The sequence below is a fragment of the Leisingera sp. F5 genome, assembly GCF_001593695.1.
In genome coordinates this window covers 1-1,020 of the sequence record NZ_LUKH01001453.1, presented here as the reverse complement: position 1 = coordinate 1,020, position 1,020 = coordinate 1, and the positions used below count along the sequence as shown (strand labels likewise).

1 protein-coding gene and 1 pseudogene are annotated in these 1,020 nt (G+C 60.7%); one reads left to right on the top strand and one right to left on the bottom strand.

Features of this window, described 5'->3' with window-relative positions; translation table 11 throughout:
• Nucleotides 1-239: 239 nt before the first annotated feature.
• Nucleotides 240-554 carry a hypothetical protein gene (locus tag A2I95_RS42205; protein WP_027256402.1) on the top strand — a complete coding sequence of 105 codons (315 nt, stop codon included), beginning with the start codon at nucleotides 240-242 and terminating at the stop codon, nucleotides 552-554.
• 81 nt (nucleotides 555-635) lie between these two features.
• On the opposite strand, the pseudogene A2I95_RS42200 reads toward A2I95_RS42205, so the two are convergent.
• Nucleotides 636-986 (bottom strand): annotated as a pseudogene (locus A2I95_RS42200) (sulfite exporter TauE/SafE family protein); the annotation flags it as partial.
• Nucleotides 987-1,020 lie beyond the last annotated feature (34 nt).

Sequence of the window (1,020 nt, the reverse complement as noted above, 5' to 3'; positions counted from 1 at the left end):
ATATTGACAAAGTTAGTGAATTTTCAACGCCCTCTGGGTTAACCAGTTATCAGCACCTGATTGCCAAACTGATAGACACCAAGGCACAGGACCCCTGCCGCCGCCCCAGGCCGCACCTGATGCCCGCAGGCATGGGGCCTGCATTTCGAATTGCGTTACACACCGGCCCGCACAGGGATACCGGGAGCTGCCGTCAGGCACCCGGCTCTGTCCGGCCGTTCCGGAAAGGGTAAAACGAGATGAAAATAACATACCGGGCACTGCCGACAGCCCTCACCGTGCTGACCCTGGCTGCTGCGCCTGCCGCCGCGCAAAGCCGCAACTGCGCACCGCGCGACACAGTGATCAAACGGCTGGCAGAAAAATACGGCGAAAGCCGTCAAAGCATCGGCATGGGCCAGAAGGGTATGGTGATGGAAACCTTTGCCTCCGAAAACACCGGCAGTTGGACCATCACCGTGACCACGCCCAACGGCATGACCTGCCTGGTGGCGTCAGGCCAGTCTTATGAAGTGCTCGCAGAAGCACTGCCAAACACCGACAGCGATGCCTGAGCAGCAGTTATTGAGGCAGGTTTCCAGGCAGCAGGTTGAGCGGCCGGGGACGCCGCGCGGGCTGACCCTCATGAGCAGTATTCAGGTCAGCCCGTCCCAGATCAGCTTGGCTCCGGTCACACTCAGCAGCACATAGGTCAGCGCAAAGAACCCGCGCTCCGGGATGCTGTGATGCAGCTTCACCCCCAGCCAGGCACCAAGCAGCGCAAAGGGTGCCAGCATCAGATCCAGCCGCAGCGTCTCCCAAGTGAACAGCCCCAGCCAGGCATAGGGCACCGCCTTGGCGATATTGACCGCCCAGAAGATCAGCACGGTGCTGGCCTGATATTCGGTTTTCCGCAACTTCAGGCTGAGAAGATAAACCGCGGCCGGCGGCCCGCCCGCATGGCTGACAAAACTGGTGAACCCGACAGCCACCCCGGCAAGCAATCCGGTGCGGTCTCAATCGGGTTTGTGCTGTGGCAGC